The sequence below is a fragment of the Roseomonas sp. WA12 genome, assembly GCF_054165765.1.
In genome coordinates, this window is record NZ_JBSTUI010000003.1 from 194083 (window position 1) to 219984 (window position 25902).

General features: G+C 62.6%; 18 protein-coding genes and 8 pseudogenes. 9 read left to right on the forward strand and 17 right to left on the reverse strand.

What is annotated here, in order from left to right; translation table 11 throughout:
• The 4 genes and pseudogenes from ACVBD7_RS26695 to ACVBD7_RS26710 form a co-directional block, all read right to left on the reverse strand.
• Positions 1 to 2025 carry a hypothetical protein gene (locus ACVBD7_RS26695; RefSeq protein ID WP_458098533.1) on the reverse strand — a complete coding sequence of 675 codons (2025 nt, stop codon included), beginning with the start codon at positions 2023 to 2025 and terminating at the stop codon, positions 1 to 3.
• A gap of 122 nt (positions 2026 to 2147) precedes the next feature.
• A complete protein-coding gene (locus ACVBD7_RS26700) occupies positions 2148 to 2903 on the reverse strand; it encodes a hypothetical protein (RefSeq protein ID WP_458098534.1) in 756 nt (251 codons plus the stop codon).
• A gap of 694 nt (positions 2904 to 3597) precedes the next feature.
• Entirely contained in the window at positions 3598 to 4383 is a 786-nt protein-coding gene (locus ACVBD7_RS26705; RefSeq protein ID WP_458098554.1) for an MlrC C-terminal domain-containing protein, read from the reverse strand.
• Positions 4290 to 5213 (reverse strand): annotated as a pseudogene (locus tag ACVBD7_RS26710) (M81 family metallopeptidase); the annotation flags it as partial. The pseudogene ACVBD7_RS26710 and the gene ACVBD7_RS26705, both read right to left, overlap by 94 nt.
• A gap of 229 nt (positions 5214 to 5442) precedes the next feature.
• On the opposite strand from ACVBD7_RS26710, the gene ACVBD7_RS26715 reads away from it, so the two are divergent.
• Positions 5443 to 6072, forward strand: a complete 630-nt coding sequence (locus ACVBD7_RS26715) for an NYN domain-containing protein (RefSeq protein ID WP_458098535.1) — start codon at positions 5443 to 5445, stop codon at positions 6070 to 6072.
• A gap of 427 nt (positions 6073 to 6499) precedes the next feature.
• Here the strand turns inward: ACVBD7_RS26715 and ACVBD7_RS26720 are convergent, their stop codons facing one another.
• On the reverse strand, positions 6500 to 7360 hold the full coding sequence (locus ACVBD7_RS26720) for a hypothetical protein (protein ID WP_458098536.1): 861 nt from the start codon (positions 7358 to 7360) through the stop codon (positions 6500 to 6502).
• Between the two features lie 319 nt (positions 7361 to 7679).
• On the opposite strand from ACVBD7_RS26720, the pseudogene ACVBD7_RS26725 reads away from it, so the two are divergent.
• Positions 7680 to 7908 (forward strand): annotated as a pseudogene (locus ACVBD7_RS26725) (hypothetical protein); the annotation flags it as partial.
• An 81-nt stretch (positions 7909 to 7989) separates the two neighbouring features.
• Here ACVBD7_RS26725 and ACVBD7_RS26730 read toward each other — a convergent pair.
• The 7 genes and pseudogenes from ACVBD7_RS26730 to ACVBD7_RS26760 form a co-directional block, all read right to left on the reverse strand.
• A complete protein-coding gene (locus ACVBD7_RS26730) occupies positions 7990 to 8430 on the reverse strand; it encodes a hypothetical protein (protein ID WP_458098537.1) in 441 nt (146 codons plus the stop codon).
• Positions 8431 to 8597: 167 nt separating this feature from the next.
• A complete protein-coding gene (locus ACVBD7_RS26735; protein ID WP_458098538.1) occupies positions 8598 to 9056 on the reverse strand; it encodes a hypothetical protein in 459 nt (152 codons plus the stop codon).
• Between the two features lie 57 nt (positions 9057 to 9113).
• Positions 9114 to 11237, reverse strand: coding sequence for a VIT domain-containing protein (locus ACVBD7_RS26740; RefSeq protein ID WP_458098539.1), 2124 nt, complete (start codon positions 11235 to 11237; stop codon positions 9114 to 9116).
• The gene (locus tag ACVBD7_RS26745; RefSeq protein WP_458098540.1) at positions 11227 to 11604 is read right to left on the reverse strand and encodes a MerR family transcriptional regulator; all 378 of its coding nucleotides are present in this window, start codon (positions 11602 to 11604) and stop codon (positions 11227 to 11229) included. Before ACVBD7_RS26745 ends, ACVBD7_RS26740 begins: the two co-directional genes overlap by 11 nt.
• Before the next feature lie 1642 nt (positions 11605 to 13246).
• Entirely contained in the window at positions 13247 to 13717 is a 471-nt protein-coding gene (locus ACVBD7_RS26750) for a transposase (protein ID WP_458098555.1), read from the reverse strand.
• Between the two features lie 306 nt (positions 13718 to 14023).
• Positions 14024 to 14326: a hypothetical protein gene (locus ACVBD7_RS26755; RefSeq protein WP_458098541.1), complete on the reverse strand. Its 303-nt coding sequence runs from the start codon at positions 14324 to 14326 to the stop codon at positions 14024 to 14026.
• A gap of 1179 nt (positions 14327 to 15505) precedes the next feature.
• Positions 15506 to 16213, reverse strand: a pseudogene (locus ACVBD7_RS26760) (IS6 family transposase).
• Between the two features lie 239 nt (positions 16214 to 16452).
• On the opposite strand from ACVBD7_RS26760, the gene ACVBD7_RS26765 reads away from it, so the two are divergent.
• Positions 16453 to 17010 carry a hypothetical protein gene (locus tag ACVBD7_RS26765; protein WP_458098542.1) on the forward strand — a complete coding sequence of 186 codons (558 nt, stop codon included), beginning with the start codon at positions 16453 to 16455 and terminating at the stop codon, positions 17008 to 17010.
• Positions 17011 to 17347: 337 nt separating this feature from the next.
• Here the strand turns inward: ACVBD7_RS26765 and ACVBD7_RS26770 are convergent, their stop codons facing one another.
• Entirely contained in the window at positions 17348 to 17956 is a 609-nt protein-coding gene (locus ACVBD7_RS26770) for a hypothetical protein (RefSeq protein WP_458098543.1), read from the reverse strand.
• A gap of 132 nt (positions 17957 to 18088) precedes the next feature.
• On the opposite strand from ACVBD7_RS26770, the gene ACVBD7_RS26775 reads away from it, so the two are divergent.
• Both ACVBD7_RS26775 and ACVBD7_RS26780 read left to right on the forward strand, forming a co-directional pair.
• On the forward strand, positions 18089 to 19060 hold the full coding sequence (locus ACVBD7_RS26775; protein WP_458098544.1) for an IS5 family transposase: 972 nt from the start codon (positions 18089 to 18091) through the stop codon (positions 19058 to 19060).
• A 29-nt stretch (positions 19061 to 19089) separates the two neighbouring features.
• A pseudogene (locus ACVBD7_RS26780) lies at positions 19090 to 20006 on the forward strand (IS5 family transposase).
• A gap of 103 nt (positions 20007 to 20109) precedes the next feature.
• Here the strand turns inward: ACVBD7_RS26780 and ACVBD7_RS26785 are convergent.
• Positions 20110 to 20703 carry a hypothetical protein gene (locus ACVBD7_RS26785; RefSeq protein ID WP_458098545.1) on the reverse strand — a complete coding sequence of 198 codons (594 nt, stop codon included), beginning with the start codon at positions 20701 to 20703 and terminating at the stop codon, positions 20110 to 20112.
• 207 nt (positions 20704 to 20910) lie between these two features.
• Between ACVBD7_RS26785 and ACVBD7_RS26790 the strand changes: the two are divergent.
• Together ACVBD7_RS26790 and ACVBD7_RS26795 are read left to right on the forward strand one after the other, a co-directional pair.
• Positions 20911 to 21876 (forward strand): annotated as a pseudogene (locus ACVBD7_RS26790) (IS5 family transposase).
• Positions 21877 to 22281: 405 nt separating this feature from the next.
• Complete coding sequence (locus ACVBD7_RS26795; protein WP_458098546.1) at positions 22282 to 22767, forward strand: hypothetical protein; 486 nt, start codon at positions 22282 to 22284, stop codon at positions 22765 to 22767.
• A 1080-nt stretch (positions 22768 to 23847) separates the two neighbouring features.
• Here the strand turns inward: ACVBD7_RS26795 and ACVBD7_RS26800 are convergent.
• A pseudogene (locus ACVBD7_RS26800) lies at positions 23848 to 23991 on the reverse strand (transposase); the annotation flags it as partial.
• A 209-nt stretch (positions 23992 to 24200) separates the two neighbouring features.
• Between ACVBD7_RS26800 and ACVBD7_RS26805 the strand changes: the two are divergent.
• A pseudogene (locus ACVBD7_RS26805) lies at positions 24201 to 24326 on the forward strand (RNA polymerase sigma factor region1.1 domain-containing protein); the annotation flags it as partial.
• On the opposite strand, the gene ACVBD7_RS26810 reads toward ACVBD7_RS26805, so the two are convergent.
• Both ACVBD7_RS26810 and ACVBD7_RS26815 read right to left on the reverse strand, forming a co-directional pair.
• Positions 24267 to 24590, reverse strand: coding sequence for a hypothetical protein (locus ACVBD7_RS26810; RefSeq protein ID WP_458098558.1), 324 nt, complete (start codon positions 24588 to 24590; stop codon positions 24267 to 24269). The pseudogene ACVBD7_RS26805 and the gene ACVBD7_RS26810 sit on opposite strands and share 60 nt — an antisense overlap.
• Before the next feature lie 308 nt (positions 24591 to 24898).
• Positions 24899 to 25228: pseudogene (locus ACVBD7_RS26815) on the reverse strand (transposase); the annotation flags it as partial.
• Between the two features lie 248 nt (positions 25229 to 25476).
• Between ACVBD7_RS26815 and ACVBD7_RS26820 the strand changes: the two are divergent.
• On the forward strand, positions 25477 to 25734 hold the full coding sequence (locus tag ACVBD7_RS26820; RefSeq protein WP_458098547.1) for a hypothetical protein: 258 nt from the start codon (positions 25477 to 25479) through the stop codon (positions 25732 to 25734).
• Positions 25735 to 25902: the final 168 nt, after the last annotated feature.

The window sequence follows — 25902 nt, forward strand, 5'->3', positions numbered from 1 at the left end:
CTATCGCGACTCTACCCGCAGCCCGCCCAGCGCCATAGTCTCCTGCCCCGGCTGCGCCCCACTCGCCCGCAGCATCAGATAGGGCAGGCGGATCGGCGCCACGCTGCGCGCCACTTCCCGGTCGCCGGGCTCTAGTGGAAAGGCAGCGATCCACTGCCATGGGCCGCTCTCGCTTCGTCCTCCCATGATCTCTACCGCGCGCGGCGGGTCGGGAAGTCCGTCGAGCAAGAGCGTCACGCCCGTCATCACCGTCCCGGGCGGTAGGCGCAACACCACCTCGGCGCGCACGACTGCAGGCACGCGCCAGGGGCCGGGGCCCTCTCCGGTCAGGGTACTGGCAGTGTTCGCGGCCGTCACCGGCTCGGCTGTCCAGCGCACCACCTCCAACGCGGCGCCACGGCCCAGACCAAGAACGGGCGCAGCGGGCGCGCGCGGCGATGAGGCCGGCAGAATCGCGGCGAAGTACGGGCCCAGTCGCTCGAAGACACGATCCAATCGGGCAACCCGGCCCGTACCCGCGACCGGGTCCACGTCGACCAGCAGGCCCACCGGTTGCTCGCCGAGGAAGACCGTCCCGCCGCTCATGCCCTGCGACGGTGGCGCACCACCCTCGAGCTGCACCTCCAGCGTCTCCACGTCGACTGAGAGGACAGTCAGCGGCAATCGCTCGATTGCGCCCTCCGCGCGCACCATCCGGAGATGCCCACCCGGGCGGCCGCGCAGCAGGGCGTCGAGTGCCGGCGGCCCCTCGAAGCCAGGACACAGGGCGGGTGGCAGACCGCGGACTGTCAAGAGGGTGAAGGGCTCCGGGAAGGCAGGCACGCGGCGCAGCACATCGCCCTCGCCCCGCGCGCGTCCGGCCGCCGTGAGCAAGGCCGCCGATTCCTCGCCAACGACGTGGGCGGGCGTGAAGGCGTAGCAGCGGTCGCCCCGCGCGCGGAGCATCGCTTGCCCCGTCTCGCCGGCACGGATGATCGCTTGGTCCGCCTGCGCCGCAGCGGGCGCAAGGAGGATCAGGAACACGGCGCCATACCCGCCCCCGCCCCCAAACCACCGCCCGAGGCCGAGCAGCGTCACAAGGCCGCCGAGGGCGAGGATGAGGCCGTTAAGGGCCTGAAGGATCGGAGACCGCTGGATCCGCTCGAACCAGCTCTCCTGCACCTGGAATGCCTCCCCTTTCAGACGGCGCACCGTGAGAGCGGCGGAGGGGGCCGCGACGTCGAAGGTGAGCCCGCCTGCGACGTCGTCAGGCGCAAAGCGGAGAAAGCCGGTTGCCGGCACTTCCCCGTGTTCGGCCGCCCGGAAAGTGATGGAATCGCCCGTAGCCAGATCCATTCGGTTGGCGACGAAGCGGTCGCACAGGGCGTCGAGCCCGTGCGCAGCGCAGAGCCAGGAAACTGGCCAGCCGTGACGCGCGAAGAGTATCGCCTGCCCCTCCAGCAAGAGCGGCTGTGCACCAGCTCCTGGGCGCACCTCCTCCCCGACCTCCACCCCGCCACGCAGGGAAAGCACAAGGGGCGCGGCGAGGGGTGCCGCGCCGACCACGATGCGCGCGCTGTCGCAGAGCGATGCGTCCGGCTGCCTGTCCCGCCGCAGCAGGCCCACGCGCACCGCCCCAGGGGGGCAGCCGCCGTCCGGCTCCCCCGGAGGGCCCGCGAAGACGATCGAGATCGGCCCACGCCCGGCGCGGGTAAAGGTCGCCTGGGCGTTGTCCTTGAGACGAATGGCGAAGGTGTCCCGCTCCTCGGTCCCGTCCGGATCGGCCAGCAGCGCGGCGCCGTGGAAGCGCCAGTCGGCGAAGTCCGTACCGTCCGCCCGCAAGGCTAGCACCTCTGTCCGGCCGGACACCGACGCCGCGCGGTCGTAGTGCCCGAAGGCGGTGAGAAGGAAGACGAGTGTCCAGAACAGAAGGGCGACCCCGAGAAGGGCACGACGCAGCCACCCGAGGGCACGACGCAGGCACTTGAGGTCACGACGCAGCCATCTGAGGGCGCGACGCCAGAGGTGGCACTCTCGTGCGCGCACTGGCTCGCCGTGCTCCGCGGCTGCCGTGTCGCTCGATGGCGCGGCGGGGTCGGACGGGACCGACTCTGAAACCGTGTCCGGAGCCGCCTCAAAGGCGGGCGTCAGCCTCCCGGCCAAATTGCTCACGGCGTGAGGGCGGGGAGGTGCAGAATCGCCTGCTCCACCACCTCGGTCCCGGTGCCGTCGCGGCTCTGCTGCTCCAGGCGGAGTTCAAGACGCGCGGGACCGCCTGGGAAGGGACCGAGGGGGCAGCGGGCATCGAACGCTACACGGTTTCCCTCCTCCAGGCGGATGCAGCGGACGCGGCGGATGGCAGGTCCGCCCGCGACGGGATCACGCAACGCCACCCAGGTGGCGGCGCCCCGCGTGTTCGCCAGGACGACGAGATTCGGCACCGTCCCCTCAGCCACGGGCGACATCGTCACCGGCACGATCGCCAGATTGCGGCTGGAGCAGGGGCCGAGCGTCGCTAGCGCTGCGACCTCCCGCATCGGCACTGCCGAGAGGACTGCCGCGTGGGCGGTTGGCCAAGCGAGCGGGACCCATCCGGCCGCCGGGGGCGGCGCGTAAGCGTTCTCTGCCGTGTAGCGCCCATCTTGGATCGTTGCACGGATGCAGAGCGGCTCGGCCGGTCCGTCGGACGGCCCGCTGACGCGGAGACGCCCCGTCGCCAAGCCCGCGCCGGAAGGAGGAGCAACGCCGTTCGTCGCCATCAGCCCGACGAGGAAGCGGCCGCTGACCGGGACGCGGTCGGTGAACCGCTCGCGAAACGGAAGCGCCGTTGGCTCAAGGGCAGAAAACGCACTGCCAGGCGACTGGGCGCCGGCCGGCAGAGACAGCAAGACGGCAAGGAAGACGAGACGGCGCATGACCGGCATTGTGACGTTCAGCAATCCAAAGGTGCAAGGTGCAAGGTGCGCTGGACGCGATCTGCCCCCGCGACCAAGCCGAATAAGGCCGAGGCTGTCAAACGTCGATGATCGGCAAAGTCCGCCCGGCGCCGCTCCCCGCGGGCTGTCGCTCGGGCGCGACGAACCTCTATACGTAGGCCTCCTGCGCAAAGGTCTCGATTGTTCCAGCCCCGAGCCGCGTGAACAGCCCTCACCCCCGCTTCTGGGTCCATTCCCAGTTTTACCAGCAACCGGGCTGCGATGGTGCCAGTGCGGCCAGCGTGGCTGAAGTGGAGCGCTGGAGCTTGTGGCGGACCCGATGAACGGCTCTGAACCCAATCAGACGCGAAGAACAGGATTGAGCGATGACGGCGGACCGATCCGTCGCTTCGACCGCGCGAAACCTGCACTTGGTATGTCTGTTCGCTCGACGGTCACCTTGGGAGTGGAACGACCATGCCGTGATCAGCGTCATCGATCCCAGGTGCCAACGACATTCAGGGCCTGTTCACGACGCTCGGGGGAGCGCGCGAAGCTGAAGCCGGCTCGCCTTGCTGCCGGGGCAAGACCACGTCATGGCTTTTCAGCGTCCAGTGACGCGCGCCGTGACCCTGGCCTCGCGGATCGGGCGGGCCCAGGACCTGGACCTGGACCTGGACCTTCGAATGCCCTGCTGCCCCCGTCACCCCTCCCAGCGCGTCTCCGGATCCAGCGGGTAGACCGGCCGTATCAGCCCGGTGAAGGGCGCGCGCGACAGCACGGGACTCACCATCCCCGGCCCGTCCACCTCCAGGATGCGGTCATCCGTCGCCAGTTGTTCGAACCCCGCGCAGAAATGCCCGCGTGACTTCACCACGATGCAGCGCATCGCCTCCAGTTCCACGCCCATCATCTCCGCCATGACCGGCTCGTGCCACTGCCGCCGCAGCGAGCCGACGAGGACCAGGATCCCGCTCCCCTCCAACTCCAGCAGCCCCGCCGCCCCCAGGTCGAAGGCGCGCCCCGCATTCGTCCCGCGCCGCCCCACGCCGCGCCCGTCCGACACCCGCCGCACCACCGCCGGCGCCGCGAACGTCTCCGCGAAGGGCGCCGGCACGCGGTTGAACACCGCCTCGATCCGCGCCCCCTCACCCGCCGCATGGATGTCCGCCGCCAGCGCCGGGTCGACAAAGACGCCGAGCACCACGCCCTTCGTGGCCGCCCCGTGTAGCGCCGCCAGGATGGCCGAGGTGTTCCCACCGCCCCGCCGCCCGGGTTGTCCGCGACATCTGCCAGGATCATCCGCGGCTTCGACGAATCGACCCCCGTCGCCACTGCCTCGGCCACCGCATCCCCGATGGAGACGAGGTTCATCCGGAACCGCTCGCGCCCTTCCCACATCCCGCGCGCGATCGCCTCCGCTGCGGCCTTCGCCTTCGCCTTCGCCCCATGCCCCGGCCTCGCCGAGGCCCAGACGCAGAGACCGCACTTCGGGATGTCGGAATAGACGAACCCGCCGGTCACCGAGATCTCCAGCAGGTCCGGATCCGCCTCCCGCATCGCCCGCGCATAGGGCAGGTCGCCGCTCGTCAGCAGCGTGACGCTCGGCGCCACCATCGGCAGCCGAATAAAGTGCGTCTCCGGCCGTCCCATCCCCGCCAGCAGCGCCCGGATGGCATCCGCCGCGTCGGCTGCCCGCTCGCGCCTGTCCACATGCGCGTTGGTCCGGTAGGCGATCAGCAGGTCCGCCAGCTCCGCCTGGCGGTCCGAGACGTTGCAGTGCAGGTCCAGCGTGCCCACGATCGGCACCTCCGGACCTACCACCTCCCGCAGCATCGCCAGCACCGCCCCGTCCGTGTCCGCCTCCTCGACGGACCGGCTGGCGCCGTGCGAGCCGACATAAGCCGCGTCCACCGGCCCGGCCGCCTCCAACCGGCGTCGCGCGATGGAGAGGAACTCCGGGAACAGCCCCGGTTCCATCATCCCGCCCGGTGGCCCCGCGATGACGATCAGCGGCACCGCCTCCCAGTCCCCGGTCGCGTCCATGCGCCCGTAGAAGCCCGGAACCTCGGCCGGCAGCCCCGTCACCTTGGCGCGCCCGCCCTCGGTGATCGCCTCGCCCTCGGCCCAGGAGAGCTGCTCGAAGTTCCGCCGCGTCGTCAGCGGCGCGAAGGCATTCACCTCCAGGTGGAGCCCGAGGATGGCGACGCGCGGCTTGGGCAAGTCAGGCCTCCGTGATGAGCGCCCGGAGCCTCCTCCCCTCCCGGCGGACTGTCGAGCCTGGAGGACCTCCCAGCCAGCCCGTGCCGCCACAGCCACCCCTCCTTCCCCAGGGCGTGAGCCCCGCCCTCGTGGTCAGCGGGACGTGGCCGCCGCCCATGGCGAGGCTCGGTGATACTGGGAGGAGCATCAGGATAGGGCCGACCATGAGCGGCGACCCACAGCACGAGGAAGCCGTTCCCGGCGTTGTCGTAGGTGACCCACTCCCCCAGCCCGGCCGAGCCTCGGTGTGGCTGGAGACAGGTGCAGGGGCGCACATGCGGGGGAGATGGTACTTCTCGGCGTTCCGGGCGAGCATGCTCCGGGCACCGAGCCGGAGCTCCTCCGTCCCCTCTCTCGCCACTACCGGGACATCTTTCTGACCCACCTCGCCTACATCAACAGCAGCAACCTCTTCATCGAGGCCCAGAAGGTCAGCGCGGTGGCCCGCGGCATGGCCAGGAGCCTGCACGACGCCCGGCAACGGGGCATTCTCGACTTCGAGTACCGCCTGGACCTCTACCGCCTCATGGCCCTGCTGACCCGGGCGGAGGCGCCGGTCAGGGCCGTCCTCTTCGGCAGCACCACGGACACGAACGAGGGCGTGTGGCGGCACGCGGCCGGGGCCGGCTTCGAGCTGGTCACGGTGGAGCGGGGCTTCTCAGGCAAGGAGAAGCGGGTGGACACGAGCCTGGTGACGCGGCTGTGCCGGGACGCCTACCGCTTCGCCAACCCGCGCCAGGACTGGATCACGCTGGTAGCGGGCGACGGCGACTACGAGCCCGCCGTGACGCAGCTGGTCGCGGACGGCTTCCCCGTCACGGTGCTGTACTGGTCCCATGCTGGACGCGAGCTTCGAGAGGCCGCGACAGCCTTCCACCCACTCGATAGCTACATCGGGGACCTCGCCCTCGGCTAACGCTGGACCAAAGTCAAAAGGGGTTTAACTATCCGGATCCAAGGATTTGCGGACGAATGTGGCAGGGCGGCTCAATCCGGAACCGGTGAGGTGCCCGGATGCCCCGACGTCTTCGCCTAATACTCTGGTCTGCATATATGGCTAAGCCGCGGACGCGATGAAATTTGGCTGAAGTGGTAGGAGCCAAGCCCGGCGTAGAAGGTCGCGCTTTGACAAACGGCATCACCCAACGGGAGAGCCAGCGACCTCAGACATAACCGCCTTCTCTGGCCATTCACTCAGGCTCGACTATCACCTATTATCATGCTCAATCAGCACGATCGAAGCGCCTTCCATAGTGCCCGATCTACATTGATCAAACTTACTCAACCCTCCTTAGCTTTGCTGCTAGCCGGCTTATGCCAGCTAGCAGCAATGTCTTGTTTAATCAGCCCGTCTTTGCCCCGAAAAGTCCGGCGAGGGTCCATGTAGTGGATTGATGGTCTTCAAAACTTCCGCCAAGGTCAAAGCCTGCTCCGTTTGCCCATGCTTGCAAAGACGCATTTACCCCAAAGTCGTCCTGGTAAGTTACATCTAGGGAAAACTTTGAGAGTCCATGCCGAATCCGGGTTTGAGCAATCATTTGCCAGCTTGACTCGTGTGGGTACCAGGCGAGTTTTTCCGGAACCTGCGGTTGGTTATGACCAGGCAACTCAGCAGCAAACAGAAACTCTTGCTCATTGTTGCGAGAAGCTGTTGTCTCAGCCGTTGCGGTTTCGCCGGATCCTGATAGGGGTGTATTGACCCGAGACGCGAACTCGCGCGACCAACCCGATCTATGCTCAACCTTAATCGTCGAAGCGCCCAAGGCTGCCAGCAGTTCAATAGCCTCGCTCACCTTGTGCTCGAATACCGAGCGATGAAATTGCGCTAAAGTGTAGTAGACCGGCGGTGACGTGGGGTGTCCAACGTAGAGCACTTCAACTTTAGGATGCCCTGGTGGGAAAGTGAGACCTTCTAAGTCTTGCAACGATACTCGTATGGGGTTCATTTTCGGAACCCCGGCCCGGCTGATTGCTTTTGACACGCCGTACCCAACCGCGGCTCCGATAACTGCAGCGCCAATCACGACCGGTAACCCGAAACCTACTGCAACTGCCGCTACCGAGGTGTTAGTGGTACTTGGCGCTGCGGCAGCCTTGGCACGGTCCATCCAGTTGGGAGGACTTTTCGCGGAAGCCAGCGCCAGCAGCTGACGTTCGAAATAAGGCAAATCGACAAGGCGCTTGCTCAAAGGTGAGGTGGCCATTCATCATCCCGATCTATTTAAAAAGCCGATAGGACAAAAAAAGTTTGTGATTGGTGCGGGTGTTTGCGGGATAGCATAGATATGGATCGTTGTCTCACCTTCTGGCTAGGCTCGTGTGAACAGTCCGTGCTAGCTGTTCGAGGAGCCTACCGAGCCGGGCTATCCCATCGCCGTCGCGACGTAGATTCCGGCAGTCGCACTTACTGCCGTCAACGCGGCCCCAACCAGACCGGTTACGGCGGCCATCTCACTCGCCGTACTGAGGCGACCCGGCGAAAGTGGTCCGGATCTGATGTTGGTTTTTCGGCGAATTCCCATGATGGATCAGGAGATTGGCCGCGAGGAAGAAGCGGTTCCAAATCGTGCAGACGTCTCGGCGCTGAGGCAGGCGGAGCTGGGCCTTCCGATGGCCGACCTGGTCCAGCAGGTCGGCATCTTTAAGCAAACCTCCTACCGACGAAAGAAGCAATGTGCAGGCGTGCAGTCAGAGCAGGTTCGGAATTAAGCAACTCATCGAACAGAACGCCCGGCTGAAGCGCCTGGCGGCGGTGCCGTGACCTGCCGAAACTGCGATTTACGGACAAATGACTCAGGACAGGGGAGAGGACCGAAGGTATTCTCGTGTCGGTCTACCAGGGCCAGCTCGAACGCAGGCCACCCACGTAGCGGTCGCAAGAGCCGCGGTTGCTTCGTGCTGATGGGGAAGAGAGCTGGAACTCCCTCGTCCGGCGATTTAACTGGAATTCCATGATGGCCTGCGTGAGAACACCGCCATCTCTGACGAGCTCCGCAGGCGATGCACGGAAGATCAGCCGGAGTTCGTCCTTGTCATCCAATACGATCGCAGCCGGGCGTGGCATCGGCGATCCCTGGCGAGGGATGAACCCGTAAGAGGGACCGACGAACGGCCAGCGGCTTTCCTGGACGGAAACGTTCGCTGTCGTCGACGACTCACCATCGCAAATAAGCATGAACGACCGCGGATCTTTGACCAGCGAGCTGATCACGATGGCCACGATCACCAAGCCGTAAAAACCGACCCAAAGACGGCCTGGGGTGAGTTGCGTCATTCGTTGTTAATCCGCACTGAACTGGCACCCTGGATCGGCGTACAGAAGAGGTCCCTCTGCTGAGGTGCAAAAAGGGAGCCCCTTAGTATGCCCGACATTGTCGCTGTGGCCTAATCAGATTATCGAAGATCAAGCCTCTTCCTCACACTGAATTCCGCAAACGCGCCCTAGTCATCTAACAGTTCCGCATCGTCAGAACTCATTTCGTCGTTTTCATAAATTTCTCGAGGAAATCTGTTCCGGGCTTCGTCCATCTCGTCAGGAAGATGTTGGACCAAAAATGCCGTTAGGTTCATCCCCATCCTCGCGTCGAGATCACGAAGTTCGTCCATGAAATCCTGGTCAGTTGGTGCATCCAGCAGAGGCTCACATACTTCATCCGCACGCTCCGGCCAGTCTTCGCTTTCGAAGCTTTCCAGCCGATACACATGGTTTCGGAGAGCAGTCATGTGCAAGTTACATTCACTGAAGCTTGCCTTCTTGGCTGCGGCAGCAAGTAAATCAAACTCACCTTCTATCGCCGCCTTCGCCCCGTAAATCGCTCGGCTTTTGATTTCACCTTCAACATACCTGTGGAGCAGCCGGGCCATACGATAGCTGAAAGTAAACAGCTCCTTACCGGTCACGGCGACCAAGTCTCCATACTGCTGGAATTCGCTGGAATTACACACTGGACAACGATGTTACAAACCAACAGCGATAGTTGCAGTTTTAACCATTGCTGGTTCGGCTTGGCCAAGCACTGCACGAGCGAAGCGGGCGGCGCCTCGCTCCAACACTCCTTCTGCCCGGGCGAGAAGGGCTACACTTATCGTTATCGGCTTCAATCCGAGGCAAGCGGCAAGATTTCTGACTTCCGCCAATTCAGCGGCTGCATGCAGCCATACAAGAGCGTCCGGCGGAACGTTCCCGTCGACCTCGCCCCGACGAAGCGCCTCCAGGTCACACGACCAGTCCAGTCGGCCGATAAGCTGCTTCAGGTCAGGTGGAGTGGCCGCACGCGAGGAGAGCGGCGCAGTTGCTTGCGGATTGGCGGGTCCGGAGTGCTTACGTGATAACTGCTCCGTGTCGAGGAAGGAAGCCAAGCGACGGGAGCCACTCGGAAGGCGAGCTGGCGCAGATCTGAAGCGGGACGAGGAAATCCTGAGATGCCCGCCTCCTCCCGGGTTTTGACCCGTTCTTACGGAAGGGGCGACGGACAGAAGGTAGGTCGTCGCAGGTGTCATCAGGGGAACCTTACGCTGCACCGGAATGCCTTCCTGCTGTTCAGCACCTTCGTCCACTAGGAGCATCGACGTCAGGTGACACACCAAGCCCTCGGCTTCGGCCATCTCCGCCGCATCAGCCTCATCCATCAGCGGCAGCGCGAGCCAGGCAGCATAGGCCGCAATGCTGCGACTGATCGCGTCGGTCGGTGCTTCATCATCTACGTCGGTATCGAACCAGCGAGCCGTGATTGCCATTCCGGCCGTAAGGGCTTCGGCTGTGTGGATAGGGCCGCCCCTAGGGACCAGGATTTGGCCCGCCCGCGGCGCCCGCATCGAATCCACCGCAGCTTGGAGTACCTCGGCGAGGTCCAGGCCGGAGGAAACGAATGTCTGCCCGCCGGTTAGAACGGCAAGGTGGCCGACGTTGGCAGCGAGGCTGTCTTCGCCAACAAGCACCACCGTGAACCTTGCTCCACGGCGTGCCAGCGCGTGGACGTCGATCGCGTGGCTCTTCCCGTCTGTGACGAGCAGAATATCGGCTCCGTCCCGGCCGTCGAGGACGGCGTCGATCGCCAGACCGAGTTCTGTGCCGCCATTTGGCTCCGGCAGCTTGGATAGTGCCTGTCTAACGTCGGCAGGACCGGTGCCGCGTCCGACGTAGAAGGGGGTGCTGCCGAAGGCCCATATCTCGGCCCGGTCGGACGCCCGCAGCCCGGCCGCTACTTCGAGCAGGCCTCTCACCGCGATCTGGTGCTTGCTGGCCTCCGGCCCCGAGTCCGCAAAGCGGCCGCTCGCAGCCTGATTCATGGAGCCGGATGTATCCTCAACCAGCAGGACATCCAGGTCGCTCTGGCCGATTGCCGCCGGTGCGATCTTCAACTCGACGCCACGGCCGTCGGCTGCCACTCCGTGCAGCACCCGCCTGGAGGTAAGGGGCACAACGATTTCGATCGGGCGATCGAGGCGAACGCGCGCTTTGCCGTCCAAGAGACGCCCCCCACCAAGCTTAACACCGCTACCGTCACAGGTGACTTCGAGTTCAGCCTGATGGAGGATAGGATCGTGTATGAGGTCGTCGCTGTCCGGCAACGGGCTGCGGCCGTATACATCCCCCACGGTGGTCGGGATCATCATGCTGAGCGTTTCACCAGTGGCGGTGAGCGGCATGGCCCAGACGCCACTGACGGAAACTTCCTTCCCGGGCGGTACGTGCCCTACCGAGATCATGTGGATTCCCCGAAGGACTTCTTCGTGGAGGACGGCCGTCTTGCCGCCGTCCAGCGCCTCTTCGTAGGCTTGGCGCGCCAGCTCCTTGCGCTGGGCAGTAGCCACGAGCGTGCGCTCGGCGATGCGGGCGGACATGCTGACCAGCGCGGCCTGCACTGGGACAGGGAAGGTCATGGTCGCCTCGATGGATTGAGCCTCGGCGTTGCAGAACGTTCGCTCGGCAGTCACCAGCGCTAGCGCACCAGTCACGTGGACCGAGAACCTTGTCGAGGAGAGTGGGATCGGCCGCTGGGTTGCATTCACCACAGCAAGGTGGCTGAACCGCCGTAGAGGATCTATCGAGGCGACAGTTGCGGCGGAACTACGCGGCATCCGGGGTTTCCTTCGTGAGGTGCTTCATGACGTAGTTCAGAGCGGCTTCGGCGAGGTCGCCAACGGCCCGTGGCGCTGTCTTCGGATCCAAGAAATCCAGGTCGATCGAGAGAACGACGCCGGGCGCGAGCGTGAATTGACCTCCGTCCCGCAGGAGCTGCTCGGCCTCGAACATCGCCTTGATCTGCGAGGGTCTTAGCCCCTCTTCCCGGAGCAACTGATAACGCTGGATCGCGGCCGCTTGGGACGGTCCGTAGTTTGGCTTGGCGCGGCTACCTTGAGGGCTGGGGATGAACCCCTCCGAGATCAGATAGCGGATCTGCCTTGGTGTCTCCCCAACCGCCCTAGCCAACTCGGTGATGGTCACGTACCTTCTCTTTCGACAAGAGCCATGTGTCGAATGTAGGAATCCGCTGAAGCGAACGCAAGCGTTTCGCCAAGACTTCTCTGTCGAATTACTGGTTGTCGATCGGCCCTGAGTTCCGGTGCCGATCAGCAAGAACACCTGCCAAGCATTCCTGCCTTGCACAAACTGGGAGATTCCGATCCGACGTTGCGGATGTACCAGCGAGGTTGGAGATGACGGCGCCCCCGTCACAAGACCTGCGCTAACGCCTGGGTCGGGCGGTCGAGGTGGGCACCCCAACACGGAAATCGGCGGGACGCTTCGCGGTCAGCGCCTCGGCCGCAACCAAGCTGGTGCTGCGGGTGCGCCGGACCGGCAGCATGGCCCCGGCCAGGATCAGCGGCTACCGTAAGCCGCTCTTTGCGGACAGTAGGTGAAACTAGAGCCTGAGGCTTTGGAGGGCGGTGTTCGGACCGGGCAGGGAAAGGGGGATGACACGGCTCTCCGGAGCCTATGCCGTTCAGCCCTCCTCGATGCATGAGCTTCGCCCGTCGCAATCCGTTCCTGACGGCGCAAACGACCGGCGCCGAAGAGAGCACAGAATCTGCCGCTCAGCGCCTATCTCGGCTGTTCGTATGGCGCCCCCGGCTTCCCGAAACCAGACAAATTAGGCCGAGAAGCCTTTGACCGACTTGGATGGACAGCTGCTATAGGTGGTCAGCTTCGTAAGCTCTGCTTCACCTCCGAGACTAGCATACAACCAGACCGTCATGGCTCCCGTTGCAGGCTAATTCCGCCTCCTATCGGACCTGCAGATCTTGCAAGTTGAAACGGCGCTGCTGCGCAAATCGGGCTTAGGGATCAGGCGGCCGAGCATTTACCGCATCTCTCAAGGTGGCGAGTAACCGAGCATTGAAGCTTGCAAAGGCAAGTCAGTCCGGAGTTCTCGGAGCCAATCCTAGGGTCTCCAAAGTGATGCGTTGCGGTGGGGGACAGTTGCGGAGCGAGCATTTAAGCTCTTGCCATTCCTCACTGGCAAATAGCCTCGCTCGGCGCGCCATAACAGCTTCCAAGCGTCTACCAATTTTGCTGCCCCCGAAAATGTCTAGCAATTCTTCTATCGTAAGCGCCGACTGAATATGATTGTTACACCTCGCAGACATGAGGCAGAGGTTTTCCAGCAGGCCCGCTACATTCCCGTCCTGATGTTTGGGATGAACATGGCCCCATTCATATTTGATGTAGTCAAGCCCCCAATCCTTGGGATGATTCCAGCAGTTGGGCAGCCCAGCATCCACCCAGAAGAATGGGAAGTCGTCCTGAGTTTTAAACAGGCACCTCACCAAGTCCGCCACATATTTTCTATTACCGAGGGTTCCGAAGTGCCTCCACTCACCCTGCCTTCCTTCCATCCTTACAATCTCGCAGAGGCGCAAAGTAAGTCGCTGGAGTTCCTGCGGGGGCGGGTAGAAATGCTTTAATGCGAGGCGATGCGTCATAAGAGTAGGCTTCTTATCGGGAGACATGGTTCTGGGCTGTTCCGGTTCACTCAGGGAATTCGGACCTATGGCACACTTAGCTTACGGTCAACGTGCCAACTCCTGGAGTGCGCCCCTCGAGGGGGACAGCCTCAGGACGCTGTTTTTAACGCCTGCTGGGCGCGTTAATCCTCGAACTGCACAGGGCTGCAGGAGCCCCGAGCCGAACGCAAGCGCCGTGAGTTGTTGGCATCATCGATGTACCGCAGGAGTTCGGCGGTGACATCCTCAAAGGTCTCTTGTCCGGCCAGGTAGACGACCTCGACCTCGACCCTGAGCCTCATCATGAAGCTCTCGGCGCGGCTGTTGTCGTAGAGGTTGCCCCGCTTGCTCACCGAACCGACCAAGCCGTGGGCTGTGAGCAGTTCGCAATACGCTTCGGATGCGTATTGCGACCCACGGTCCGAGTGGTGAATGCAGCCCTCAGGTGGGGCGCGGTTCCGGATAGCCGTCTTCAGCGCCGCCACGGCGATCTGTGCGTCCATGGAGCGGCTGATGGCGTAGCCGACCACCTTGCGCAACCAGGCATCCAGGAAGGCCGCGAGGGAAATGAAGCCGCCCGGAACGGCCGGGTAGGTCAGGTCCGCGACCCACAGCTGGTTGAGGCGCCGATCCGCACTAGGCTCTCAATACCCAGAGAAGCGCGGAATGTGTCGTAGAAAGTCAACTGTGAGAGCCCCATCAGTTCGCACCCCCGGGCGACGGAGAGGCTTGGGGGCCGGTGACGACAGAGGTGTTCCCGCTTTTCGGCCGGGGGAACTGCAAATTGCAAACGATTAACCCAGTCGGGTGCGCTCGATCGGCGAAGCTGGCGCCGGCATCGGCTGAGAGGGTGGCGCGTCGCCCCACCTCCGAGCCACAATCCTCGAACCGTGCGCATGCCTAGGGCGACAGCCTGAGGACTATACCGCGTCGGTGTCGATGGATGGCGTCTCCCAATGGATTACGGGGATCTTCTCCTCGCCCTCGTAGCGCCACTCGAGCAGCTGCACATGCCTGATCCGCATATCCTGCGCCGGCCAGTCCCGAACCCACGAAACACCCTGATCGCCAGTCGCCACCTGCAGTTCCGAAATCCAGGTCCTCACCTCAAGGTATGCTCGTCCGCCGGCAGTGGCGGCACGGATCACCTTGTGAACACGATCCATCACGTCGACGGGCAGCCTCGGATGACTGTCGATCGACAGAAGGTCGGTGTCGTCCAAGAGTTCCCGCATCATCACTACCGCGTTGCGAATGGTCTCCTGACGGATACGCTCGTCTGGGGTCCTGGTCATCGATACATAGATACCTCTCGAAAGGAGCAGAGTAACGGCTCCTGCGACGATCCCTGCCGTGGTTGATGGCTGTCTGCCAAACGAGAACAGGCTAATATTCTATGTCACATCTTCACCCAACCACGCTGCGCCATACAGCCCTCCATTATGTAATCCCTCGCCTGTGACGATGCTGTCATTTCGTTCAAAGCAGATACCTGTGCGGCTCCGTCCATGAAACCCTCTGCGAACCCGCCCCCGCTATGCTCCCTGAGGGTCCCCGAGAAGCCTGAACTGTAGATGCTGCCTGGGGTGTATGTCGTACTCTCGCCCGAGACCGAATACTGCCGAGGGCGACTGGAGGTAGGAAGGCGCACCGTTGAAGGCGGTGCTCCGTTCAGGGCTTCGCGAGCGCATAGGCCACGGTCGACCGCCAGCCGCTGAGCATGTAACTGGGAGTTCGCCACCAAGTTAGGATTGTGCCACACAACTGCGCGTGGGGCACAAGCGCTTACGGAAAGGGCAGCTAGGACCAGCGAAAAGACGTGGATTATCTTGAACATGCCGCCTGTCTCCGTGAGTTGAAGTGATCGCCATTCGAACCAGATCTTTACAATGTAGACAATGGCAACGGGTGTCACCTAGCCAGCCCTCACGAGGCGCCCGGACTTACTGTCAGTCGAGCATGCATGCGACCCGGACAACCCGCTGGGGATTGAACCGTGTTCCATCAAGACCGGCTGTTTCAGCGATGTTTAGGTCTGAGGCCACTGACTTGGCGTCCGATTATCCAAGGCGTGTCCCACCTTACAGTAGAGATCGCGATTCGGTGGCATCGTTGCTCAGCCGCAGTTGCCTCCTGATCGAGAGGCCTTAAAAGAGGTCCATAAGCGTTTTCGCGCTTCGCAGCTTGTTCAGGGATGTGTATCGCGGTCCCTGCATCAGTCCGGCTGGTGCACTTCCAAATGGAATAGGACCAAACTCAACGGGTGGTTCTGAAACGATCAATTGATACTTGCCGTTCTCCCCGTAAGGCTCGATCTTTTCCACCGCCGCATAGTGTGTCACGGCGGGGCTTTGTCAGGTTGGGGACATAGGGGCCAAATCGCACCGAGGCTGGCGCAGCCCTCATCTCGTCGGTGCAGTCCCGGTCACATCGCGCCAAGCGCTGAACGCGGCGCTGAGGGCGTCGCGGTGTTGGTCGGCGGTCAGGCGGTGACGACGGAGTTGGAAGTGGTTGTGGATCCGGCAATGGGTGGAGAGGAATCGCTGTGCATGACGCGGTGACTTGAACCGCTGCATCTGCCGTTCTCGTCGTCGTGTCGGCTGGTGTGACACCTCGGCGCGGTTGTTGAGATAGCGGCTTTGCCGATACTCCGCGCCCGGCAGGATCTCGCGCTTCGCGGCAGCGTAGCTGCGCAGCTTGTCCGTCACGATCACGCGGGGCACGTACTGCAGTCCCTTCAGAAGCTTGCGGAAGAACCGCTTGGCTGCTGTGGTATTGCGTCGGCTCTGGACCAGGATGTCGAGTACGTGACCGTTCTGATCCACCGCGCGCCAAAGGAGATGCTGCTTCCCGCGGATGCGGATGAACACCTCGTCCATGAACCACTTGTCGCCCGGCCGTGGCCGGCGTCACTTCAGCTCGTTCGCGAACAGCCGGCCGAAGCGCAGGCCCCAGTCCCGAATGGTCTCGTAGCTGACCACGACCCCTCGTGCGGCCAGGATCAGTTCGACGTCACGCAGGCTGAGGCTGAAGCAGTGGTACAACCACACCGCGTGCTGGATTACCTCGGCCGGATAGCGGAAGCCTCGGTAAGGGCTGGGGGGCGTCATGCAGCGGAGACTGCCACCGTCCTGCCGGACCTGCTAACCTGACAAGGCCCCGGCCAGTTCTGGATCCGGTAGCGAGCCTTCGGAATGCGATGGCGGCGGGCGGCATTATGCTTGAAGGGCATGCCCGAAATCGTAATGGCTCGGTAGCAACCGGGCTACCGCCGGTCCATGCACCAACGCCACGACGGGCGTCAACGCGCCATGGTGTTGAGCATGGGTGAGCGCTGGAGGTGAGAACCATGGCTGATGACGACAAAAAAGACGCTGGCGCACGGTACAGCCCGCGACCAGAAGTTGATGAGGACATAACCTTGCCAGGTCAACGCCAAAAATATGGCCTTGACTTCAAGGTTTCCGATTTAGCCGCTGGCCAGACAGTTGCATTGAAGTTTGTCGAGAAGCTCACGCAGCAAGAGTTCAGCATGACTGACTTTGATGCCACCATGCTGGCTCGTAACATCAAGACTGGGAAGTGGAACGAACCGGTAGAATGGGTCGCGTCGAGGGACGGTGTGCGGAACGGCGCGAAGGGACAGTGGAGAGTCCAACTCAACGTTGATGATGCAACGTCCAACTCAGATAAAAGCCTAGGACCAACCTCACCTCACATCGGCTATACTGCCGAATTTAAGGGGAGTCCAGGATATTATATAAAGAAAAAAGGACATGTTGTGGCAAACGCTGTAGAAGCGTGCCGACTAGGTCTAGATGAGAGAAAGAAATTCCACACCCTTAAGCAAACCGATCCTACTGAGGCAACGAAGAAATTTGACGCTTATCATAACCGGCGCCGCTGAAACGTCTGGACACCTCTAAAAACCCCGCCGACACGGCTCTGTGCATGCCTTAAGCCCTTGAATTATTTAGGTGCTAAATGTGCGTCTGGGAGGTTTTTAGAGGTGTCCGTCTGATGAATTCTTTCCTCCCCTCATTGTTGCGGAGACAACTAGAGTACTTTCGGGTTTGATGTATTCAGAAGCAGCCGGAAAAGATTGAGCAGAGTTGCTTGGCCAAGTCGCATGTGTCGCCAACTTCCTCTGGGTCCCAAGCAAATTGAAATTGTTCTAGGAAGGATAGAAAGCGAACGTCCGATTTTGTGCAAATCTAGCGGCCGTGTGCGTCCGGTCATTAGCATCACACGTGCGCTGTACTTTTCGATAAATCCATCGCATCAAAACTCAGTACAGTGGTTTCTTCGGCTTTCATTTTGAGGGAAAGACGCAGGCCGCCGCTGACTACCGGAAGTGGAAAACTGATGAGGCTTGCCTGATTTTTCAGAGCTTCCCGTACGCCAGCATGGTTCTTGACTAGGTTCTCCGTGATCGTCTTGAGTTTGATTGGGTTTGTTTCATATTTTTTCATCGCATCCGCCACTTTCATAACATTGCGGTCGAATTTACGCACCATTGCGACAAGTTCGACCATCTCCGGCAGATTGCGAAAATACTTATTGAGGCCTCCCAGAACCAAGTCGATAGAGAAATCGAAGTCAACGCTTGCGCCATCGAAGTCGCTGGGCACGGCCGCATTGTACCCGACGACGAAATTCACTCCGGCAGCGCCGCCAAGGCCGAGGCCGATCGTCGCCGACTGCTGTTGAAACAAGCACCAGCGTGTTAGGCGTGGCACAGATGTGAAATCCTGCATCGAGAATAGAAAGCCGGTTTGCTTGCCAATCCCGAAGATAACTTCACCACCGCTTTCAAAGCCGAACCCCGCCCAGATACCGTTTGCCCAAGACATCGATACCCTCCCGCACTCGCTCATCCTACATCATTTACCGTATCGAGTTCCACCAACAGTTCTCTTCGGGATCGGCGTTGGTGCATGGACCGGCGGTAGGCCGGTTGCTACCGAGCCATTACGATTTCGGGCATGCCCTTCAAGCATAATGCCGCCCGCCGCCATCGCATTCCGAAGGCTCGCTACCGGATCCAGAACTGGCCGGCTTACGAGGCTGGCCTGAAGCGGCGTGGTGACCTGACGCTCTGGCTCGATGAGGACGCCCTGACTGGGTGGCAGGCATCGCGGCGGAGCACGCCCGGCGGCCAGGCCTGGTACTCGGACGCGGCGATTGAGTTGGTGCTGATGCTGCGGCTCGTCTTCCACCTTGCTCTGCGCCAAGCTGAGGGCTTCGCCACAAGCGTGCTGCGGCTGCTCGGGCAAACGCTGCGCGTCCCGGACCACACGACCTTGAGCCGGCGCAGCCGCAGCTTCGCCGGACGGCAGCCAAAGATCGTCCCACACGGCCCGCTGCACCTGCTGATCGACAGCACCGGCTTGAAGCTGTTCGGCCAGGGCGAGTGGGATGAGGAGAAGCACGGCCGGACGCGTCGCTCCTGGCGCAAGCTGCACCTTGCCGTGGATGCCGGCAGCGGCGAGATCGTCACCTGCCTGCTGACCGACAACACCACCGATGATGCTGGTCAGCTGCCAGCGCTGCTCGAGGTAATCGAGGACGAAATTGCGTCCGTGACCGCGGACGGTGCATACGACGGCGAGCCGGTGTACCACGCCGTTGCCAGTCATCAGCCCAGTCAACCGCCCGCCGTGGTCATCCCGCCGCGTGCTTCGGCGGTGCCGAGCACGGAGAATGCCGAGGCGCCGAGCCAACGCGATCGCCACATCCGGCTCATCGCCGAGAAGGGGCGCATGGCTTGGCAGAGAGCGACCGGCTACGGCCGGCGCAGTCTCGTGGAGACCGCGGTCGGGAGATACAAGACGATCATCAGCCCGAAGCTGCGCGCTCGCCTCTTGCCTGCCCAACAGGGCGAAGTCGCCATGGCCGCTCGGGTGCTCAACTGCATGATCCGGATAGCGAAGCCAGTCTCGACACGCGCTGCCTGAAACCTCGGACTGGGTGGGGCCAGCCCTGTCTGCTTACTCGCATCCGTGCACCAACACCTGATGCGGCCCTACGCGGACGTAGCAGTTTGACCGTGTGGTTCACGGATGCGGCGATCGCGGCCTGGAAGGCCGAGCCCCGGACCACGCGGGGCGGACAGCCGCGGTATTCGGGGCTGGCCATCTTCACGGCCCTGACGCTGCGGGCCGTGTTCCGCCTGGCCTTGCGTCAGACCGAAGGCCTGATCGGCTCCATCATCGCCCTGCTCGGTCTCGACCTGGCTGTGCCGGACCACACGACCCTGAGCCGCCGGGCCGACACGTTGGAGGTGCCGGAGCCCAAGTCCGGCATCCGTCCCATACACCTGATCGTCGACAGCACGGGGCTGCAGTTATGTGGCCCGGGCGAGTGGCTGATCGAGAAGCATGGGAGCAGGGCACGCCGGTCATGGCGCAAGCTGCATATCGGTGTGGACGCTGACACCGGGCGGATCGTCGCGTCCACCCTGACGACGAACGACATCGATGACGCCTCGCAGGTCGGTCCCTTGCTCGACCAGGTCGCGGACCCAATTGCCTCATTCACCGCCGACGGCGCTTACGACCAGGACGGCGTCTACGCTGAGGTTGCGGCGCGGTACCCGATGCGGCTGTCATCGTTCCACCAAGGTCCAGTGCTGTGCCAAGCGCCACGGCCGAGACGGCGTCGACCTAGCGGGACCAACATCTGCGGACCATCGCGGAGCGGGGGCGCATGGGCTGGCAGAAGGCGTCGGGCTACAACTGGCGTGCCCTCGTCGAGGCTGACATCAGTAGGTTCAAGCGCGTCATCGGCGGCGCGCTGCGGTCGCGCACTGACAGGCGCCGCGCGACCGAGGTGGCCGTCGCTGTCAGTGTGCTGAACCGCATGCTTGAACTTGGACGCCCGGAGTATATCCGGCTCGCGTGATTCCGTCCCTGCCGCTCGCCGACTGCGCCTCCAAGCTGGTCCGTGCAACACAGTCACTGTGAACCACAGAGAACAACGTTCACGACGACCCTACGCCGATGTGTCAAACGCGGATGATATCTCGATACTTTATGGCAAATTCACGGACAGGCTGGACGGTAATGCCCGTAAGCGCCTGCTGCCAGACCGAGCGCATGTCCGGTATGTAGAGCTGGAGTACGTTCCGATCTCCCGGATAGGAGCCGCCCCCGTCAACGGAGTAAGTGCCACGATAGGTTTTGCCAGGCCTTACTGGCGCTCCCCTTCCTTCATAGGCGTCGAGCCGTGCAGCGATGGTCGCCCGCACAATTCCATCGGCGTGGTTCCATTCCCATGGCACGGCGAGCGAAGCGCGCGCCATCTGCGACAGGTTCAGTCCTCGGCTTGAGCAGCCATGGATGATCTTGAGTAGCTGGTCGTAGTCTACCCACCAGCCGCCGCCCTGCTGCTTGTTCGGGCTGTCCTGAAGATCGACGAAGCGGTAGTAGCAGGACCCGACATAAAGGCTCGCGCGGTTGGGATTCTCGATACCGCCGTTGCGCTCGACTATGCCGCCGCGGGCGGAGAAGTAGGTGTCGTGTTCGCTCCAGCCCCAGCCTCTAGCAACCAATCCCCAGTGCGGCTTATCAAACGCAGCGGCGTTCAAAGCTTTCGCCATCCACCTCTCCTGGCAGTCGCACCGTTCACTCGGACTTGGTTGCGGTTCTCAAACGTAACAGCAATTTGGACCCTGGAAAAGGCCTGCAGCCGGCTATCATGTCTGCCGTCCTATGCAGCTGGACCTTGGTGCATGGATCGTCCGGTTAGGCATCCTCTGGTAGGCTGGCGTGAGAGCTGCTCCTCGATGGCTAATGAGGCGCCCGCCATGCCGTTCAAGGCCGATGCCGACCGTCGGCACCGTATCCCAAAGCAGCGGCACCGGGTGACGAACTGGCCCTCCTACGAGGCTGGACTGCGTGCCCGCGGCAGCCTCACCCTGTGGTTTACGGCAGAGGCTATCGAGGCGTGGGGCGCAGAGCCCCGCACTGGCCGTGGTGGTCAGCCCCGCTACTCCGCCCTGGCAATCACCGCGGCGCTGACACTGCGGGCGGTGTTTCGCCTGGCGCTGCGGCAGACGGAAGGCCTCATCGCCTCCGTCATCGGCCTGCTCGGACTCGACCTCGCCGTACCCGATCACAGCACCATAAGCCGCCGGGCCGAGACGATGGAGGTGCCGCGTCCTCTGCCGGGGCGCGAGCCCGTGCACCTGCTGGTGGACAGCACGGGACTGAAGCTCTGCGGCCCCGGTGAGTGGCTCGTGGAAAAGCACCGCACAAGGACGCGGCCCGGGTGGCGCAAGCTTCATCTCGCCACCGATGCCGACACCGGGCGGATCGTCGCGTCGGCACTGACCGACAAGGATACCGATGATGGCTCGCAGGTCGGGCCTTTGCTCGACTAGGTCGACGGGTCCGTTGCGTCCTTCACCGGCGATGGAGCCTACGACCGGGACGACGTATACGCCGGGGTCGCTGCCCGGTATCTGGCGGCCGGCGTCATCGTCCCGCCCCGATCAGGCGCGGTAAGGAGCGATACGGCCGAGACCGCGCCGACGCAGCGGGACCGACATATGCAGACTATCACCGAGCGCGGCCGCATGGGCTGGCAGCGGGCGTCAGGGTACGCCTGGCGCGCCGTCGTGGAGGCCGACATCTCGCGATGGAAGCGCGTCATCGGTGAGGTTCTACGCTCGCAGGCCGATGGCCGTCAGGCAGCCGAGATGGCCGTCGCCGTTGCCGTGCTGAACCGCATACTCGAGCTCGGACGCCCGGAGTACGTCCGCCTCACATGAACCCAGATCAGGGTAGGGCGCCGTCCGCCCACACCCGCGAGCCATGCAACAAGGTGGGCCCTCGCAGTAAAATTCTGTTCCGCTGTCGCTCAGCAGGTCGGTGCCGTGGGTGTCCCACATGCGGCCGAGCTTCTCGGCAAAGGCTTCCGGGGATTGCCAGCCGGCCAGTTCATCTTTCTAGGCTCGGTAATCTCCACGCCGATCACTCACTCCTCAGCCCCTCCCCTTCTCACGCGTCGTAATGGCTTCCTCTTGGGGGCCATTGCAGTGACGGAAAGGCACCCGCTGATCCTGCCCTGATAGGATCGGGCAATGCCGAAACCACGTTCAACAGAACCCCCGTCTCCTGGCCCGCCGCGGAAGCCCAGAGCGCCTTCAGGCCGCCGTAGGCCGGAGTTCCACTGGATGGCCGAGATTATCTCATGGCGATGGGACTATTCCCTGGGCGTCAACAATATCCCCCACCTGATCGATGGCATCTACCTGGAGCATCGGGACCTCGAACTGTCAGCCTGGATGATCCGCCCCGTTGCTCAACAGGGTGAGCAGTTCGACATCACCATCACCCCGGACTTCAATCTGGATGTACGCCGGATCAGCGGCGATCCGCCTCGCGACGTGGCGATCCTCCAGAGGTCACGGCGCCAGTCGGAGGTCATTCTCCGCATCCCTCCGGATGCCCTCGCCCTGTTGCTGATGGCCTTCTCTGCCGGGCACCTCAAGTACCTCACCCTCACGAGCGATCCTCCCGTGCAGGGATCCTCGATCATCACGGGCTGGGATCTCAGGCGGGACTATGACCCGGGCGACCTTCCGGCTGAGAAGCTAGATCGGCCGCCTCGAGCAGCACGCCGTGTTGCCGGGCAGGCCCGTGAAGCGAATCGGCGTTAGTCCCCTATAGAGGGACCCGCCTCTAGCCATGGGCGTACAGACAAGATTCTAGCAACTGCCTGTCAGTTCCGACCTGAGCGCTACTGTAAGTAGACGTGGAGGACGATGTTGCTGACCGGCCTGATGCTTCACGGTGGCACGCGTAGCAACCCGGTTGAACTCCCCTGGCTGTGACCCTGCTTTTCGCCAACTCATTTGGGGCGGTTGCGGTTTTGGTGCGCACGCTGCCAACGAGATTGCTGACAGCAGCACGCACATTCCGGCGACAATCTTGCCCATGAGGCCCCCCGCAACAGGTGCCCGGCGGACGCGCCTTCATCCGAGGTAGCACAGGGCGAGGGCAGGCCAAGTCACCTAGCCGCACGCCTGGGATGTAGGCCGCTTTCACCCGACGTCGGATTCACCGTGATGGTTTCTGGAAGGTGGGTCATCTTCTTCGTGCCGGTCCCCTTCCCGCTCAAGAGCTCTTCACGCTTGCACAGACCCGCTTCAGCGACAGTTAGGCCGCTGCAAGCTAGCTCGTGACCCATGGAGGGCAGTCGCGTTATGAGGATTGAGGTTCTGAAGGCAGCGATGAGCGGGGAGCCAGTCGACTCCTTCGACAGTTGGCTACGTGAGGTCCTTCAGAAAAAGTTTGATGACCTGCACGGCAGGCCTCCCTTCGATCTGCCAGCAGAGCCTGCGCCTGTCCTCGGAAATCCCAAAGGGAAAGGCCCGCTTAATGGAGGAGGCGGTGTGGCAGTGTCGCCTGACGTGGCCAGAGAGGATGGAGAGGTGAGCGATGACCGGGTTTCCGAGCGACCCCGCTGACGTTTGGATACGCGAACAAATGCAGGAGTTGAATGACATAGCGACCGGTTAACGGCCTCACTGGCCGATGAAACAAGTGCCTATCCCTGGTGTTCCGAGACGAGAAGGTCCGCTCGATGGAGCGGAAGACGTTGCGGCAGTGCCGAAAGGAAGAGGTCCGCTTATTGGAGGTGAGGGCGCAGCAGTAATGCCCAATACGACCGAGGAGGACGGAGAGGCGTTTTAAATCTTCTCCCCGCTACTCGACGTATAGCCTGAGTTGGCTAAGCAGGTTCGGGCTTCTGCCTTCCGGAGTAGCGTCTTCAGCTTGAAGGCTTGCTCGATCGGGTTCAGATCAGGGCTGTAGGGAGCCAGGCGGAGCAGGCTGGCGCCTGTGGATCTGATCATCTCGCGGACAGTGGCGACCTTGTGGGTGCAGATGCCACTGGGCCAAGAGTGGCGTGGGGAGGCGCCTGCTCCAGCACTTCGCGATGGATCCAGATACGGAATACGCGATGCTGGACAGTATGGTGTTGCACACCCACCCGCACGCTGCGGGTGCAAAAAAAGGAGGCATGAGTAGGGTCGTGGATAAGTCGGAACACAATGACTTTTTGGGGAAGATCAAAACGTTGTTAGAAAGCGGAAGGCTTCGGGGGTTTGTCACTTATGACGAGCTGAACCGGGCATTGCCGCCGGAGAACCATTCTTCAGAGCAAATTGAAGACACGTTGGCACTGCTGCGGGATATGGGCATCAAAGTAGTAGAGTGACGATGAGGATGATCCCGTCGACCGGCTGGTGATCCCTCCCGAGTAGAACCGAACAGTCCGCTTGCTGTCGTTCTCCAGATGCTCCCAGTTTGCGCGCACCAGTTTCACCAGCACCGCCGAGACAGAGAAACGCCTGCCTTCCCGGCCGGCTCGCTCCACCGCCACGAGGCGTAGCAGCATCAGCACGGCCGGCAGCTCCATGCCCAGCCGCTCCCCGATCGCCTTTAGATCGTGCCCCTCGGCCAGCGTCTGCCGCGCCACCCTGACGCGGGCTGATGCCGGCGGGGGTCGATCTCGGTGTACTGGCCAAGCTTTCCCAGCCTCCGCCAATCGCGATGCAGACAACTCCGCCAGCGCCGCCAATCAGGTTTTGATGCGCGGTAGTCCAGCCATAGGACGGGCAGGATAGCACGCCCTCAAACAAACGTTTGACGAAGTGAAACGAGTGGGCATGCTATTGCCCGATGAAGGTTCTGGTGCACCAACGGGCGACTGCTGGTAGTGTCGGCGTCTGAACCAGACTGCAGCGGAGATCGCCATGCGACGCGTCACAGAAGCTCCTATAGCGGTTAAGGGGTAGCTGTGGCGGTCTGGGGTGGATGGGCCGGGCGGCAGAGATAGCAAAAAATCTCGCGGGCGACGTAGCACTTGAGGCATCGAATGATCTCGGACTTTGTCTCGCCCTCGGCTGTCCGCCGCCGGACGTAGTCGAGGGTGGGCTGGTGGCCCCGCATGCTGACGATGACGACGCGACAGAGGGCGGCATTCGCTTGGCGGTTACCTCCTCGGTTGAGCCGCTGGCGGGTGGTCTTGCCCCTGGAGGCCGGGGCGGGACAGGCGCCGCACAGCCTGGCCAGAGCCGCTTCGGAGTGGATGCGCTCGGGGTTATCGCCGACGAGGGGTCGTATTCAAGATCAACGGCGTGACGCATCGGCTTTGGCGCGCTGTCGACCAGACCAGGATGGGGCTTGACGTGCTGGTGCAGAGCTGACGGGATCAACAAGGTCGTGCCAGTCTGGCGCGCGTGCTTGTAAGCTAACGGCGTGTGGCCGGCGACTTTCCCAAGCTCCAGGCGCTTTGAGCCTGGGTTGTTACGGAGTAGGTTCTCTCAAACAGCCTGAAGATCGGCCAGCGTGGAGACCAACAATTGACCCCCGCCGAAATCGAGGAGCGCTTCCTCAAGCAGCAAGCGCAGCTAAACATGCTGTACATCCTAGTCGGCAGCCTGGTTGAAACACAGCCGGAGCTCGTCATCAAGGAAGTTAGACGTATGGTCATATCGGTAGCCAAACAAACTGCGCCAGACAAGCCGATGATTGGAACGCCGGGACAGGAGGTCATGCACGGGTACCAGCATGAAGAGGCTCTCCGCTTCCTCCAATCACTGGGCGATCTCGGAAAATAACTAGACAGGTTGCCCCGAGTACGGCTGAACAGCACATAACGAGCAAGGCCGTTTTCTACTCGTTGCTCAGGCGCAGGATAGCCAGCACAGCGTCCAGTATTGCGGGAACTGCCGGGCGAGCAAGTGCACTACGGGCATGCAGTAGAGATTCAGTGAGGAGGCCGCCAT